Origin of the sequence: Hydrogenispora ethanolica (genome assembly GCF_004340685.1) — a bacterium.
In the GTDB taxonomy this organism is placed as follows: domain Bacteria; phylum Bacillota; class UBA4882; order UBA8346; family UBA8346; genus Hydrogenispora; species Hydrogenispora ethanolica.
Map to the genome: position 1 here is coordinate 1 of NZ_SLUN01000004.1, position 14740 is coordinate 14740.

Annotated in this window: 15 protein-coding genes and 1 riboswitch; all 15 genes read left to right on the forward strand. The window is 62.4% G+C overall.

The window, feature by feature from the left end; all coding sequences use genetic code 11:
• Window positions 1-129: 129 nt before the first annotated feature.
• The 15 genes from EDC14_RS04460 (at window position 130) to cobA (ending at window position 14739) form a co-directional block, all read left to right on the forward strand.
• Window positions 130-669: a DUF3794 domain-containing protein gene (locus EDC14_RS04460; protein ID WP_132013004.1), complete on the forward strand. Its 540-nt coding sequence runs from the start codon at window positions 130-132 to the stop codon at window positions 667-669.
• 236 nt (window positions 670-905) lie between these two features.
• Window positions 906-1077, forward strand: a riboswitch (cobalamin riboswitch).
• Window positions 1078-1228: 151 nt separating this feature from the next.
• Window positions 1229-2824 carry an NAD(P)-dependent oxidoreductase gene (locus EDC14_RS04465; RefSeq protein WP_165907789.1) on the forward strand — a complete coding sequence of 532 codons (1596 nt, stop codon included), beginning with the start codon at window positions 1229-1231 and terminating at the stop codon, window positions 2822-2824.
• Window positions 2821-3927, forward strand: coding sequence for a cobalt-precorrin-5B (C(1))-methyltransferase CbiD (gene cbiD, locus EDC14_RS04470; protein WP_132013008.1), 1107 nt, complete (start codon window positions 2821-2823; stop codon window positions 3925-3927). Before EDC14_RS04465 ends, cbiD begins: the two co-directional genes overlap by 4 nt.
• Window positions 3906-4541, forward strand: coding sequence for a precorrin-6y C5,15-methyltransferase (decarboxylating) subunit CbiE (gene cbiE, locus EDC14_RS04475; protein WP_132013010.1), 636 nt, complete (start codon window positions 3906-3908; stop codon window positions 4539-4541). Before cbiD ends, cbiE begins: the two co-directional genes overlap by 22 nt.
• Entirely contained in the window at window positions 4522-5121 is a 600-nt protein-coding gene (gene cbiT, locus EDC14_RS04480; protein WP_132013011.1) for a precorrin-6Y C5,15-methyltransferase (decarboxylating) subunit CbiT, read from the forward strand. Before cbiE ends, cbiT begins: the two co-directional genes overlap by 20 nt.
• A complete protein-coding gene (gene cobI, locus EDC14_RS04485) occupies window positions 5121-5822 on the forward strand; it encodes a precorrin-2 C(20)-methyltransferase (protein WP_132013012.1) in 702 nt (233 codons plus the stop codon). The genes cbiT and cobI overlap by 1 nt, the downstream gene beginning before the upstream one ends.
• The gene (gene cobM / locus EDC14_RS04490; RefSeq protein ID WP_132013014.1) at window positions 5819-6592 is read left to right on the forward strand and encodes a precorrin-4 C(11)-methyltransferase; all 774 of its coding nucleotides are present in this window, start codon (window positions 5819-5821) and stop codon (window positions 6590-6592) included. The genes cobI and cobM overlap by 4 nt, the downstream gene beginning before the upstream one ends.
• Entirely contained in the window at window positions 6561-7631 is a 1071-nt protein-coding gene (locus tag EDC14_RS04495; RefSeq protein ID WP_165907790.1) for a cobalt-precorrin 5A hydrolase, read from the forward strand. Before cobM ends, EDC14_RS04495 begins: the two co-directional genes overlap by 32 nt.
• A 35-nt stretch (window positions 7632-7666) precedes the next feature.
• Window positions 7667-8344: a precorrin-3B C(17)-methyltransferase gene (gene cobJ / locus EDC14_RS04500; RefSeq protein WP_243662811.1), complete on the forward strand. Its 678-nt coding sequence runs from the start codon at window positions 7667-7669 to the stop codon at window positions 8342-8344.
• A complete protein-coding gene (gene cobK / locus EDC14_RS04505; protein WP_132013020.1) occupies window positions 8341-9177 on the forward strand; it encodes a precorrin-6A reductase in 837 nt (278 codons plus the stop codon). The genes cobJ and cobK overlap by 4 nt, the downstream gene beginning before the upstream one ends.
• Entirely contained in the window at window positions 9113-10108 is a 996-nt protein-coding gene (locus EDC14_RS04510; protein ID WP_132013021.1) for a precorrin-8X methylmutase, read from the forward strand. The genes cobK and EDC14_RS04510 overlap by 65 nt, the downstream gene beginning before the upstream one ends.
• Window positions 10105-11457 (forward strand): cobyrinic acid a,c-diamide synthase CobB, encoded by a 1353-nt coding sequence (locus EDC14_RS04515; RefSeq protein WP_132013023.1) that lies wholly within the window; start codon window positions 10105-10107, stop codon window positions 11455-11457. The genes EDC14_RS04510 and EDC14_RS04515 overlap by 4 nt, the downstream gene beginning before the upstream one ends.
• Window positions 11458-11795: 338 nt before the next feature.
• Window positions 11796-12320 carry a cob(I)yrinic acid a,c-diamide adenosyltransferase gene (cobO, locus tag EDC14_RS04520; RefSeq protein ID WP_132013025.1) on the forward strand — a complete coding sequence of 175 codons (525 nt, stop codon included), beginning with the start codon at window positions 11796-11798 and terminating at the stop codon, window positions 12318-12320.
• On the forward strand, window positions 12317-13219 hold the full coding sequence (hemC, locus tag EDC14_RS04525) for a hydroxymethylbilane synthase (RefSeq protein ID WP_132013027.1): 903 nt from the start codon (window positions 12317-12319) through the stop codon (window positions 13217-13219). Before cobO ends, hemC begins: the two co-directional genes overlap by 4 nt.
• Window positions 13213-14739 carry a uroporphyrinogen-III C-methyltransferase gene (gene cobA / locus EDC14_RS04530; RefSeq protein WP_165907791.1) on the forward strand — a complete coding sequence of 509 codons (1527 nt, stop codon included), beginning with the start codon at window positions 13213-13215 and terminating at the stop codon, window positions 14737-14739. Before hemC ends, cobA begins: the two co-directional genes overlap by 7 nt.
• The last annotated feature ends 1 nt before the right edge of the window (window position 14740 follow it).

A 14740-nucleotide genomic window follows, 5' to 3' on the forward strand; every position in this document is an offset into this window, starting at 1 on the left:
TCCCTTCTTTTGGGGTTTTATGGTTTCCCCTCTTGATTCTTTGCAATTCTTGGGGATTTAGGTCGTTTCCGTAAACTTAAATCACGGATTCAGGTATATTGTAAAGGACCATCAAAGGAGGATTACCAAATGAGCTGTTTTTGCTACTCTTCCCTGGGCGATCATCAGCAGGTGCGGGCAACGACCGAGCGGATCAAAGTCCTGAAAGTGGTCGGTGAGGCTGTCGGACAGCTGGTATTCCAAAATACGGTTTCGCTCAATGCGATTAAAATTATCAATATTGATGCTGATTTAAAAAATTTCGAGGATCATGTTTTCTTTGGCAAAGTCGTGAAACAGGGAACGGTTCACATCCAGATCCTGTATGTTGATCCCGATGGCGTCGTGCGTGACTTCCAGGAGGATTCCCCCTTCACGCTGACCGTGGAAATTCCGGGTATTAAGAAGACCCCGTTCACCGAGGTTCAAAATCATGTACTGGATATTGATACCGATTTTATCTTGAAACCATCCTGCAAATGCGACGATGAGGCCAGGGTAGATGTGAAAGTCATCGCTCATGTGCTCGTGAAAGTATCCGAATGGACTCAACTGGATGTCATCACCAAAGTGGATGTTTTCCCGAAAGTCAATTCTTTGAGCCAGGCCAGTTGTTGCAAAAAGTGGTAGAATCACCAGAACTCCTTCGCACTGGGTGGGCCCTTAACTCCGGGAGATGCGTCCCGGAGTTTCTATTTTGGGCGGAAATTGCGGCATATGATCCGGATTTTTGCCGTCTACGCGATTCAATCCCTTAAATTTTCCATCAGGGTCGGCTTTAGGGACCATGCTGCTTATTCGAAATTTGATTCAACTTCGATAAAATAAAGAGGAGATGGCAGAATAAAAGCGAATATCCTGATCAATTTATACATAGATTCTCTGGTGCCTTCGGGATAATAGGGAAGCGACAAGGGAACCCCTCAAGTCCACGGACCCGCCACTGTAGCCGCAGAGGAGATACATTGCCACCGCAAGGGAAGGCGTACTCTCCGTCGAAACGGCAGTCAGGAGACCTGCCAGAGAGATTTACACCGGCCTTCGCGGATTGGGGTCAAGTTTACGTCTGTTAAATTCACCCTGCCATTGGCAGGGTTTTTTTGGAGCAAGAATGCTTTTCCAAGTCGGCTGCGATCGGAATCAACAAGCGCTATGGGCGTATCTCCACAGTGGGGAGGCAGCTTCAGCCGTGGCACGGGTCCTGGGCGATCTGCCCGGCGCCGAAGCCGCCATCCTGCAGACCTGCCACCGTTGGGAGTGCTTCGGGTATGCGCCGGGTGCGGACTTGCCGCCAACATTGCGGGAACGGTTGCTGCAGGCCTGTAAGGGCGGGGAATCCCTGGCGGAGCAATTCCGGATCCGTTTTGGCCCGGCTGCCGTCGAGCACCTGATGCGGGTGACCGCCGGGCTGGAATCGCCCCTCATCGGCGAGCACGAGATCGCGGCGCAAGTGAAGGAATGCTTCCGCGAGGCCCGGCGGGAAGGCCGGGTTGGCCCCATGCTCGATCTGGTTTTCCGCAATGCCCTGGCGGCCGGCAAAAAAGTCCGGCAACAGACAGCGATCGCCAGCGGCAATCTCAGCTACCCCGGTTTGGTCTGGCAGATAATCCGCGCTCATGCGGAATCGCCGCCGGGACGGGCCCTGCTCATCGGCACCGGCAACCTGGCCCGGGGAATCGCGGAGATCCTTGCCGTCAACCGGATCCAGCCTCACTTCATTGCCGGCCGGAATCCGGAGCGGGCCGCCGAGTTGGCGCGGCATTTCGACGGCGGTTGGAGTCCGCCATCCGAATTGCCCCGTTGTCTGGAGGACTTCCAGGTGGTAATCGGAGTGTCGGGAGCGGGGCGCATTTTAATTTCAGGAGCGCAATTGGCCGGCTTGAGCGGTCCGAGACTGTTGATCGAGCTCTCGTCCCCGCCGGTCATCGCACCGCCGTCTCTGGAATATCCGGGGTTGGCCTATTACGGGCTGAACGATCTGAAACAGCTGGCCGCCCGGAATATGGAGCGCCGGCAGTCGGAGCTGCCCCGGGCCGAGCTGATCATCGCGGCGGCCGTGTCCGAGACCGTGCTCGCGCTTTACCAGCGCGAGCAGGAGTTGGATATCGCCGAACGCAGCCGGCAGATCATCGAAGCCGGACAACTTTCCCTGGAAACCTTATTGCGGCGGGTGGAAGACGAACGGTTGCAACAAGAGCTGGAGCGGGCCTGGGCGCAACAATTACGCAAACTGGTGTACCTTTCGATTGCCAACGCCAAGAATGAAGCCTTGCGGCCGGCGGTGCCCCTGCAGAATCATTTCTTTCCAGTGGTCGTCTCCCTCAAAGCCAAGCCGGTCCTGATCGTCGGCGGCGGCAAGGTGGCGACCCGCAAAATCCAGCGGTTGCTGGAGGCCAATGCCGTCATTACGGTGGTCGCTCCCAAGCTGGCCCCGGAATTGGGACCGCTCGCGGCGGCGCAAAGGATCCAATGGCGGGCGGAGTGCTTTAGGCCGGAGCATTTGGCCGGAGCCGCCCTGGTCATTGCAGCCACCGATGACCCGGATGTCAACCGCCGGATCGTGGGCGAAGCCCGGCGGCGCAACCTGTGGGTGAGTTCCGCGGCGGATGCGGCGGACTCGGACTTCATCTTCCCGGCGATCATCCGGCGCGGTGATTTATTGGTGGCCATTTCGACGTCGGGCAAGAACCCGGCCATCGCGCGAAAGCTCCGGCTGGAGCTGGAATCCTTGTTTGGCCCGGAATTGGAGGATCTCAATCTGGAACGGGACGCTCCAAAGCCATGAACGGGTTGCGCCAGGGCTTTACCACCGGGACCGCCGCCGCAGCAGCGGTCAAAGCGGCCTTGCTTTGCATGGCCGGGGAGGAAAACCACACGGTGGAGGTCAGCCTGCTTCAGGGAGGGAAGCTTGAGATTCCGGTCCAAAGTTGCGGCAGGGTCGATAGCGATCCCGGCGCCTATTACGGAGAGATCGTCAAGGATGCCGGCGACGATCCCGATGTCACCCATGGGCTGCTCATCCGGGCGGAGATCCGGCGGCTTCCCGGGACGGCGGTCGTTCTCAACGGCGGAGCCGGCGTGGGCCGGGTGACCAAACCCGGGCTGCCGGTTCCCCCCGGCGAGCCGGCCATCAATCCGGTACCCCGGCGGATGATCCTGCAGGCGGTGGACGAAACCCCGATCCGGCAGGGCCTGGAGATCACCATTATTGTCCCGCGCGGCGCCGAGGTCGCCCCGCGCACGCTCAATCCGAGGCTGGGAATTGTAGGAGGGATCTCGATCTTGGGAACCACCGGAATCGTGAAGCCGGTCTCCGAGGAAGCCTGGCGAGATTCCTTGGTCCCGCAGCTGAACGTGATCGCCGCCGCCGGCCACGATACCGCGCTCTTAACCCCCGGCCGGCAGGGGCTGAATTGGGCGCTGCAGCGGGGAATCCCGGAGGAACAGATCGCCGAGACCAGTAATTTTATCGGCTTCATGCTGGAGCAGAGTCAAAAAGCCGGCTTCAGGCAAGTGATCCTCTGGGGGCATTACGGAAAGCTGCTGAAAGTGGCCGCCGGAGTCTTTAAAACCCACAACCGGGTCGCCGACGCCCGGCTGGAGACGCTGATTGCCATCAGCGCCCTGCTGGGCGCCGCTCCGGAACTATTGCGGCGGATCGACTCCGCCAACACGACGGAGGAAGCGGTCCAGCAGTTGACCGCCGCGGGCCTGGATCGCCCGGTGTTGGACGCCGCGGCCGAACGGGCCAGCCGCAAGGCGGGCGAACGGTACGGAATACCGGCCGTCGGCACGGTCTTATTGGACCGGAACGGCGTGATCCGGGGCAGCGACCGGAACGCCGAACGAATCATGAGGGAGCGACGATGGACGCCAACTGGGTCGTAATCGGAATGGGTCCCGGCGGACCGGACTATGTGACCGCCGCGGCCCGCGACGCGCTGCGGAGCGCCAGGTTCGTCTGCGGCAGCCAGCCGCTGCTGCAAAAATACTTGGGACCGGCCCAAACCGGACTGGTCATCGACGCCGATCTGGACGCTCTGCAACAGCGGCTGAGCGGGTGGCTGGCGGAGCGGGTGGCCTTTCTGGTCAGCGGCGATCCCGGTTTTTACAGCATCCTCGACTGGTTGAGACGGGAGTTTCCGGGACAGCGGATGGCCGTCGTTCCCGGCATCAGTTCCATGCAACTGGCCTTCGCCCGTCTAGGACAGAGCTGGTATGATTGTAAATTCTTAAGCCTGCATGGTCGCGACGGCGTCGACTTCCTGACGGAGCTTCGCCATAACCGCCAAGTCTGCCTGCTTACCGACGAGCGCCGCCCTCCGGCGGCCATTATCGCCGCCGTCGCCGCCCATTTTCCGAAGCGAAGGGTCTTCGTCGGCAGCCGCCTGGGCACGGCGGAAGAAGCAACCTGGCAGGGTACGGCCGGCGCCTACCAGGACGGGGATCCCAATCATCCTTATAGCGTGGTGATCGTGGCAGATGCAGAATTGGCCCTATGAGACCCCGGGCATCCCGGATCGGTTCTTTCAGAAAGACGACAGCCCGTTGACCCGGGCTGAAATACGCGCGGTGGTCATCAGCAAACTGCGTTTGGAAAAAACGCAGCAGCTGGCGGATATCGGTTCGGGGACCGGCTCGGTGGCGATCGAAGCCAGCCGCTGGTTGGGCGCGGGGCAGGTCTTTGCCATTGAACCGCTGCCCGAGCGGGTGGCGTTGATCCGGGAGAATATGCGGCGCTTCGCCGCCGGGCGGATCACCGTGATTCAGGGCGCCGCGCCGGAGGCGTTGCAATCCCTGCCCCGGCTGGACCGGGTCTTTATCGGGGGCGGCGGCCGGCGCCTGGCGGCGATCCTGGACGCCACGGCCGACAAGTTGAAGCCCGGCGGATTGCTGGTGATGACCGCCGTAACCCTGGAGACGCTGCAGCTCGCCGTCGAGCGGCTCGCGGGGCTGCCCTTTTGCGATATGGAAGTCCTGGCGTTCCAAATTGCGCAGCTGCAAAAGTTAAACGGGTATCATTTGTTCGAGCCGTGGCATGCGATTCATGTCATAACGGCGACCCTCGGAAAGGAAAATTGATGGGAGTCTTTTACGGAGTGGGATTGGGCCCCGGCGACCCGGAGCTGTTATCCATCAAGGGATTGGCTGTTCTCAAACGGGCGGGAAGGATTTACGCTCCCGGGAACCACGGCGGTCAAAGCCTGGCGGGAGCGATCGTCCGCCATCATCTTCCCGACGCGCCGCTGGAATATTTGGAAATGCCGATGACCCGGGAGCGGGAGGCCCTGGAAACGGCCTGGCGGGAAGGGGCCGGGCGAATCCTGGCGAGCCTTTCCCGGACCGACGTGGCCTTCGTCACCCTCGGCGACCCGTTGTTATACGGCAGTTATCTCTATTTATACCGCGAGATCCGCAGCGCCGACCCGGCGGTGGTAATCCGGACCATCCCCGGAATCACGGGATTCAGCGCCGTCGCCGCCCGTTGCAACGTGTATCTGACCGAGGGCAGTGACCGTCTGCTGCTTTTGACCGGGACGACCGATCCGCTTCAATTTCAGTGGTACTGCCGGGAATTCGAGACGCTCGTGATTTACAAGCCGGGTGCCGATGGGGCCGGCTTGTGCGAGCTGTTCTTCGCCAGTTGCCCGGCGGGGGAGGGAGTTCTGGTCAGCCGTTGCGGCATGGCGGGGGAGGCCGTCACGCCTTTAGGACCGGGCCGGACCCTCCCGCCGTTGGATTATTTCTCGATCATCATCTTACATACCAAGGGGAAGCCATGAAACCAGTATACCCAGTCTATATCGTCGGAGCCGGCCCCGGGGATCCCGAGCTGTTGACCGTGAAAGCCCAGCGCTTATTGGCTGAGGCCGACCGGATCATCTGGGCCGGATCCCTGGTCAATCCGGCGCTCCGGCGGATTGCCAAACCGGAAGCGGAATGGCTGGACAGCGCCGCCATGACGCTGGAAGAGATCATCGTCGCCATCCGGGAGGGTTGGGAGCGGGGGCAACGGGTGGTCCGCCTGCATAGCGGCGATCCCTCGTTGTACGGCGCCATCGGGGAGCAGATGCGCCGGTTGGATGAAGCGGGAATCCCTTATGAGCTCATCCCCGGGGTCAGCTCCTTTCTGGCGGCTGCCGCCGCGCTGCAACTGGAGTACACGGTTCCCGAAGCCACTCAGACCGTGATCATTACCCGGATGGCCGGGGCCACTCCGGTTCCCGACCGGGAACGGCTGGCCGAATTGGCGCGCCACCGGAGCAGCATTTGTATTTTTTTGAGCATCCAGCAAATCGAGCAAGTTGCCGCCGAGTTAGCCAGCGTTTTGCCGCCCGCTACCGCTGTGGCCGTGGTCGAAAAGGCTTCCTGGCCGGAGCAACGGATCATCCGCGGCAGCCTGGCGGATATCGGGGCCAAAGTGAAGGCGGCGGGGATTCAAAAGACGGCCCTGGTGATCGTCGGCCCTTGCCTGGAACGGGAGGGAACCCGTTCGAAATTATATGATGGAGAGTTTAGCCATGAATATCGTCGGAGCCGACAGGACGGATAGAATCGTCATCGCCGTCACCAAAAAAGGGAGCCAGCTGGCATTGGATCTTGCCGCGCAGTTGCCGGCCAGAGTTCTGGTGCCGCTCCGTTTCTTGGAGAGTCCCATGGATCCCCGGGGTTACTTGACATCCGTCAGCCAAGTGGTTCAAGAAGCGTTCGTGAAGTATTCCGCCCTGATCCTGATCATGGCTTCCGGGGTTGCCGTCCGGAGCGTCGCGCCGGTATTGCGGGACAAACGGACCGACCCGGCCGTCATCGTCCTGGATGAGGAGGGCCGCTTCGTGATCAGCCTCTTATCGGGCCACCTGGGCGGAGCGAATCGACTGGCCGAGGAGATTGCCGGCCTTACCGGCGGGACGGCGGTGATCACGACCGCTTCCGATCTCAATAAGCTCCCGAGCCTGGATCTCCTGGCCAAGCGGCTTCATTTGGGGATCGAAAATTCTTACCGGCTGACCGAGTTCGCCGGAGCCATTGTGAATGGCGATCCCTTGGTCCTATGGGACCGCTGGGGCCTTCCCGAGCAATGGCCGGAGCACGTCCGGGTAGTGAATGGCCCCGACCTGACTTTATCGGCCCGGGAGAAGTTTTTGATCATCGCCGGATATCAAGAGTATCCGAGTTTGCCGTCGGGCACGGCGGTTTTGGCGTTACGCCCCGCCTGTCTCGTGGTGGGGATCGGGTGTTGCAAGGGAGTGCCGGGAGTCAAGATCATCGGCGCGATCCGCCGTTACTTCCGGGAACGCCATTGGGCGACCGGCAGCATCAAAACCATTGCCACCATCGACCTGAAAGCCCAGGAACCGGGGATCGTCGAGGCCTGCCAGGAATTCAAGGTGCCTTTGGTTACTTTTAGTGAAGCGAAGTTGCAAACGGTGATGACCGGCCTGCAACACTCGGATTTCGTCGAAGATACGGTGGGAGTTGGCGGAGTATGCGAACCAGCGGCAATATTGGGAGCGGGAAACGGCCGGTTAATCGGGACCAAGGACAATCTGGGACAGATCACGCTGGCAGTGGCGCTCCTGCCGGGTCATTAACAGTGGTGGGGATCGGGCCGGGAGCCGTCGACAGGATGACTCCGGCGGCTCTGGCTTGCATTGAGGCAGCCGATCTGGTCATCGGCTATCAGACGTATTTGAAGCAGATCGCCGCATTGTTACAGGGCAAGGAGAGCCTGGCCTACCCGATGACCACCGAGGTGGCCAGGGCGCAAATGGCGGTGGATGCGGCCCGTTCGGGACGGAACGTGGTGATGATCAGCGGCGGCGACCCCGGGGTCTTCGGCATGGCCGGCCCAGTACTGGAGGTTGCCGCCAGGAGCGGATTGGATGTGCGGATTGAGCCGGGCATCACCGCGGCCACTGCCGCCGCCAGCCGCTTAGGCGCGCCGTTAATGCAGGATGTAGCGCTGATCAGTCTCAGCGACCGCTTGACGCCTTGGTCGACCATCATGAAACGGATCCGTTTGGCGGCTGAAGCCGATTTGGTACTGGTATTCTATAATCCCAGCAGCCAGGGGCGGGTTCGACAGATCGGCGAAGTCCGAGCGGAATTATTGACCATCCTGCCCGGGACCACCCCGGTGGGGATCGTTCGCAATGCCTTCCGGGATGATGAAACGGTGCTGGTCAGCGACTTGCAGCACTTTTTGGATCATCCGGTCGATATGGCGACCACGCTGATTGTGGGGAACCGGGCGACCGCGGTTTGGAATGGCCGAATGATCACGCCCCGGGGTTACCGGCTATGATTCTGGTACTGGGCGGAACTTCCGAGGGGCGGGAGATTGCCCGGGCGCTGCAGCAAGCGGGCCGTTCCTGTCTGCTTTCGGTAGCGAGCGGGCTGGGCGAGTTGTTTTTGGAGGAGGGGACCCCGCGCCGGGTCGGCCGGTTGGAGCCGGAGACCCTGGAAGCGTTACTGCGGGAACGGCACGTCGAATTGATCATCGACGCCACCCATCCCTATGCCGTCCAGATCCAGGCGCTTAGCCAAAAAATAGCCCGGGAACAGTCGGTCGCTTACTGGCGTTTTCAGCGGCCCCGGACTGAGATTCCCGATCATCCGGCGATCATCCGGGTTCCCGATTACCAGGAAGCCTTCCAAGTATTGCGCGATTCGGAAGGCGGAGTCCTTTTCACCATCGGCGTGAAGAATCTGGGGCGCTTTCGGGGACTCTGGGACGGCGCTGCGCGGCCGGTCTGGGCCAAAGTCTATCCCACGGCCGAAAGCATGGAAATTTGCCGCGCCTGCGGCCTGCGGCCGGAGCAGATCTACGCCTTTCACGGCCCGGGAACCCCGGAACTGCTGGGCGCCATCTTGAAACAGACGCGAGCGGCTTGGCTGGTGACCAAGGAGAGCGGGCAGGCCGGCGGGACCGACGTAAAGCTGGCGGCCGCCCTGGAGTCGGCCTGCAAAGTCTTATTGATTGACCGGCCAACCCTTGCGGAGGGGTCCCCCGCCGTAACGGTCGAGAGCATTGAGAAACTATTGGGCATGGTAAAAGGATTGGAGTTATCTCATGAAAACAGCGATCGTATTGTTGGGACACGGCAGCCGGAATCAAGCGGCCCATTTCGAGTTTGAAGCCTTGGCGGATAGGGTCCGGAGGCTGCGGCCCGATTGCCGGATTTTCTCGGCATATCTGCAGTTGCACGCCCCGGAGTGGCTGCCCACCGTGGCCGAGGTCTATGCCGCCGGATTCCGGCATTTAATTATGATACCGGTCTTTCTGTTCGCGGGCAACCATATCCAGCAGGACATCCCGGAGCTCTTGAAAGAGGCGCGCGCCAAATTCCCCGAATTGACCATTGAAACCGGGGAGCATTTGGGGCCGAACCGCTTGATCGCGGCCGCGCTTAGCGACCGGATCGACGCCGCCTTGCGCAGGGCGGGCTATCACGCCAACCCCCGGGAGATCACGGCGGAAAGCTTTGAACATATCGAGACGCTTTTGGGTTCCGCTCATTACAGCCCGGCCGAGTGGGCGGTGATTCGACGGGTGGTCCATACCACCGCCGATCCCGAAATCGGCAGGCTGGTGGAGTTCCACCCCGCCGCGACAACCGCGGGAATCGAAGCCTTGCGGGCCGGAGCGCCCATCATCGCCGATGTGCGGATGGTGCAGGCGGGCATCGGCCGCAAAGCGGAGCGTTTCGGCTGCGCGGTGGAGTGTTCCATCGATGATCCCGAGATCAGCGCCGCGGCCGAAGCGAGCGGCCGCACCCGGGCGATTACGGCCATCCGCAGTCTCTGCCAGGGCCTGGAGCGGGGCATCGTCGTCATTGGCAATGCGCCGACCGCCTTGTTTGAACTCTGCGCCATGATCGGGGAGGGCGTCTGCCGGCCGTCTCTGGTCATCGGCACTCCGGTGGGATTTGTAGGGGCCGCCGAGTCCAAACAGCTCCTCAGCCAGAGCGGCGTGCCCTATATTCGCACCGTCGGTCCCCGCGGCGGCAGCACGGTAGCGGCGGCCATTCTGAATGCGCTATGCGCCTTGGCGGAGGAACAGCGATGATTCCCGGCCTGGTCGTTGCGGGCACCCATAGCGGCGCCGGGAAGACCACCGTGATGTTGGGGATCCTGGCGGCATTGTCCCGGCGCGGCCTGGCGGTCCAGGGTTTCAAGGTCGGCCCGGACTTTATCGACCCCTCTTTTTATCAGGCGCTCACGGACCGGGAGGGCGAAAATCTCGACAGTTGGATGACCGGAGCCGGCGGAGTGCGGAGAATCTACCAAACGGCCACCGGCGGGGCGGATTTGGCGGTCATCGAAGGCGTCATGGGTTTGTTCGACGGGGCCAGCCCGGTGACGGACGAAAGCTCTACGGCGGAGATCGCCAAACTGCTAAACTTGCCGGTGGTTCTGGTGGTCGATGCCCGCAGCATGGCCCGGAGCGTCGCCGCCCTGGTCAAAGGTTTCACCGAATTCGATCCCCGGTTGCGCTTTGCCGGAATCATCCTGAACCGGGTGGGCAGCGCTAAACATTTTGAGCTCCTGACCCAGGCGCTGGCGGCGACGACCGCGATACCGGTATTGGGCTACCTGCCCAAGGAGAGGGAGTTCTGCCTGGCGGAGCGGCATCTCGGCCTGGTTCCGTATTACGAGGATTCCCAATTGGCGGAACGGCTGGCGGGATTGGCGGAGTGGTTTGAGAAAACCGTCGCAGTGGACCGGCTGATCGCGGCATTCGCGCAACCCTCGTTGGATTCGCCCCCGGATCTGCCCCCAGTCACTCCGCTCACCCGGCGGGTGCGGATCGGCGTGGCCCGCGATCGGGCGTTCGGCTTTTATTATCAGGAAAACTGGCGCCTGCTGCGGCGGGCCGGCGCGGAGCTGGTGCCGTTCTCACCCCTGAGCGACGCGACGCTTCCCGTCGGACTGGACGGCCTGTATCTCGGAGGCGGCTACCCGGAGCTGTTCGTGGCGGAACTGGCCGCCAATCAGGGACTGCTGGGGCAGATAAAAGAATTGATAGCCCGGGACAAACCCGTTTACGCCGAATGCGGCGGCTTGCTCTATCTGGCCCGCTCGCTCCGGGTCGGAGAGCAAAGCTTCCCGATGCTGGGCGTGCTGGATTTGGAGATCGAGCTGGGCGCCAGACTGGCGGCGCTCGGCTATATCGAAGTCAGCGCGGCCGCGGACAACATTCTCCTGGTCCAGGGCGAGACGGCGCGCGGCCACGAATTTCACTATACCCGGATCTGCGGCGGCGCAGAGCAGGCCGACGCCTACCGGTCGGCCCGCGGCGAGCGGCTGGGTTTCCGGCGCGGCAATCTGTTGGCGTCTTATGTCCATCTCCATTTTGGCTCCAATCCGGGAATGGCGGAGCGCTGGGTGCGCATTGCGGCGGAATGCCAATCATAATGATTATCAAGTTAGTTCCGCTCACTCACGGAAGGGATTGAAGGAAAGTCATGGATGGCTATGGTCCTAACCCTCGGCCCTTTGCGGCTGATGTCCGTCCTTGGACGCCGCAAGCTTAAGCCATCCTGGCTCTGGCTTCCCGAATCGGGCAGGGAAACCACCGGGCTCCGGGGCCCAAAAGCCCTTGGGCTGCGGAGAATGGTGGTTACTCTCCCCGATTCGGGGAGAGCAAGAGAGAGGAGGAAGGCTAGACCGACTCCCTATCATGTTTACGTAGTTTCTTGCGGATTTAACTTTATAACATTATAAATTAAAGCAGAGGCGGCAGGTGATAGCGGATGGAAAAGGGAATCATTCAAGTTTACACCGGCGACGGCAAGGGAAAGACCACCGCCGCCGTCGGGCAGGCGGTCCGGGCCCACGGCCGGGGACTCCGGGTCATCATTTTTCAGCTGTTGAAGGCGGCGGACGGTACCGGCGAGCAGTCCGCCCTGGCGGCGCTGAACCCGCCGCTGCCGTTTCAGCCGCTGGGCAGCGGACAGTTCATCTTTAAACGGGAAGCCACGCCGGAGGAGATCGCGCAGGCCGAGGCCGGCTGGGAGGAGATCCGCCGGGCGATCCGTTCCGGAGCCTATGATCTGATCGTAATCGACGAATTCAGTCATGCGTTGAATAAAAAGCTATTGCCGCCGGAATCCGTCCTGGAAGTGCTGCGGGAGAAACCGGCCGGTCTGGAGCTGGTGCTCACCGGCAGAAACATGCCGGAGGCCGTTTTGGAACTGGCCGACTTAGTCACGGAAATGCGGCTCATCAAGCATCCCTATCAAAAAGGCATTGGGGCCAGAAAAGGAATCGAGTATTGAAACCATATTTGACTATCGGAACCCGGGGCAGCCGGCTGGCGCTGATTCAGACCCGATTGGCGGCCGAACGGTTGCAACAGGCGGGTTTTGAGATAACCATCAAGACCATTCTCACCGAAGGCGACCGCAAACAGCATCTTTCCTTGCGGGGCACCGCCGGGGTAGGGCTGTTCGTGCGGGAGATCGAACGGGCCTTGCTAGCCGGGGAGATCGATCTGGCGGTTCACAGCCTGAAGGACCTGCCGGTGGATCTGGCGCCGGGACTGCAACTTGCCGCTTATCTGCGGCGCGAGGATCCCCGCGAAGCCTTGCTGACGGCCCGGGGGAGCGACCCGGTGCTGAGGCCCGGAGCGGTCATCGGCACCTCCAGCCTGCGGCGGGTAGTGCAGTTGCAAACCTTGTACCCGGCCTATCAGTACCGGGAGATCCGGGGCAATATCGATACCCGGATCCGCAAGATGGATCAGGGTGAATACGACGCCCTGGTGCTGGCGTTGGCCGGGATCAAGCGGCTGGGGGCGGAGGAACGGGTGGGCCGGATTTATAGCCTGGATGAGTGTTTGCCCGCGGCGGGCCAAGGAATCATCGCGGTCCAGGTCCGGGCGGATTTTTCGCTTCAATCCCGGCTGTACGGAGCGCTCAATGACCGGGCCGCCGAACTGGCGGCCCGGGCGGAACGGCAGTTTCTGAAACGGCTGGGCGGCGGCTGCCGCTTGCCCATCGGCGCTTTTGCCGAGTCCGGGCCGGACGGCCGGCTGGCCATGCGCGGCATGGTGGCTGACAGCGCCGGGACCCGCCTGCTGCGCCACCATATGAACGGGAGCGACGCCGCGCCGGAAGAACTTGGCGCGGCGCTGGCGGAATGGTTTTTGGAGAAAGGAATCGTGGACTGGTGTTAGCGGAAGAGAGAAAGGGCCTCGTTTATCTGGTGGGCGCCGGACCCGGAGATCCCGGCCTATTGACGCTGCGCGGCCGGCAATGCCTGGAACAGGCCGAAGTGGTGGTGTACGACCGGCTGCTTGCGCCCGAGCTGCTGGATTACGCGCCGCCGGAGGCGGAATGGATCGATGTCGGCAAGGAGTCCGGCAACCACCGGGTCACCCAGGCGGAGATCGACCGGTTGCTGGTCAGGCTGGGCCGGGCCGGGAAACGCGTGGTCCGGTTGAAAGGCGGTGATCCGTTCCTTTTCGGCCGGGGCGGCGAGGAGGCCCTGGCCCTGGCGGCCGCCGGCATCCCCTTCGTGGTGGTTCCCGGGGTGTCATCCGCCTTGGCGGTGCCGGCCTATGCCGGGATACCCGTCACTCACCGGGGGCTGGCCGGCGGGGTTACCGTTTTAACCGGCCATGAAACCGACGCCAAACATGAAGGGCAGATCGACTGGGCGCAGGTGGGCCGGTCCGGCGAGACGGTGGTGACCCTGATGGGCGTCGCCAATCTGCGCTGGATTGCCGGACGGTTGCTGGCCAACGGTTTGAGCCCGGAGACCCCGGCGGCGGTGATCGAAAACGGCACCACGCTCCGGCAGCGGGCGATCCGCGGCCGGCTGGGGGAGATTGCCGACGTGGCCACCGGCGCCGGCGTGAAGCCGCCGGCCGTTTTCATCGTCGGAGCAGTGGTCGGACTGGCCGACCGTCTGGAATGGCGCTCCGCCGCGCAGCCGCTGCGGGGCCGGCGGATCCTGGTCACCCGCCCCCAAGGGCAGGCGGCCGAGCTGGCCGAGGCAATCCGGGCGCAGGGCGGCGAGCCGCTGGCCTTTCCGACCATCCGGATCGAGGGGCCGTTGCCGGTGGACCCGGACTTTTTGCGGGACCGGCTGAACTGCGCCGACTGGCTGGTTTTTACCAGCCGCAACGGCGTGGAGCATTTTTTCAACCAATTGTATCAGGCCGGTTTGGACGCGCGGGCGCTGTACTGGCTGAAATTTGCGGTCATCGGCCGGACCACCGGGGCGGCATTGCGCGAACGGGGGATCGTGGCCGATCAGATGCCGCCGGTTTATACAGCCGCCGAGCTTGGGAAGACGCTGTCCTCCCACGTATCGGGGCAGTCGGTTCTGTTGGCCCGGGTGGCCGACGCTCCGCCGGAGCTGGCGGCGGCGCTCCGCCAGAGCGGCGCGGCAGTGGCCGAACTCCCCGTTTACCGGGTCGAGCCGGATACCCGCCATGCCGAATGGCTCCGGGAGCAACTGAAGCAGCGCCGGCTGGATGCGATCACCTTCACCAGCCCATCGACCGTCCGGGGCTTGCTCGGCAATATCGAGGGGCAGCTCCAATGGCTGGCGGGAGTGAAGATCATCTGCATCGGCCCGGTCACCGCCGAATATGCCCGGGCAGCGGGCCTGACCGTTCACGCCACCGCCGCCAACAGCGGGGTGCGCGAGATGGTGGATTGCCTGGTGGCGGAGTTCCGTAAGGATTGAA